The organism is Streptococcus fermentans (assembly GCF_040888305.1).
Classification (GTDB): Bacteria; Bacillota; Bacilli; order Lactobacillales; family Streptococcaceae; genus Streptococcus; species Streptococcus fermentans.
Genome location: NZ_JBFNFG010000027.1, coordinates 1 through 412 on the forward strand (window position 1 = coordinate 1; position 412 = coordinate 412).

The 412-nt window shown below is 41.5% G+C and carries 1 protein-coding gene; it reads right to left on the reverse strand.

All coding sequences use genetic code 11. The features are described 5' to 3' along the window. On the reverse strand, positions 1 to 412 hold a 412-nt coding region (locus tag AB2B50_RS09690; RefSeq protein WP_320693335.1), incomplete at both ends, for a Spy0128 family protein.

Genomic DNA, 412 nt, shown 5'->3' on the forward strand with positions numbered 1-412 from the left:
CACGTTTAACAGTCTTGGTATTCAAGTTTTGAGCTTCGTTGTTTGTTGCATCATCCGCATATGGGTTGGCATTGGTATCTGCGTACTTATCTGCCAATTCTTTGTCATCGTCAACGAGCTTGTCACCAGTGATATCGAATTTCTCTTCAGAAACAACGTATTTCTCTGGTTGGAACTTAGGTTCTTCTGGAGGAGTTACACGGTTGTTAAATTCTTTATCCGCAATGTCGCCTACAGTCGCGATAAGAACTTTAGCTGTTCCATCGTGTTTAACTGTAACTGTTACATTCGCTTTCATTGTGTCGTATGTAACGGTTGCGTCTGAGCCTTTAACTTCTTCTACTGTGTAGTTGTGTACGCCTTCTTGGCCTTTCTTGAACTCAAGTTTAGAGAACTTAACGTTACCAGATGC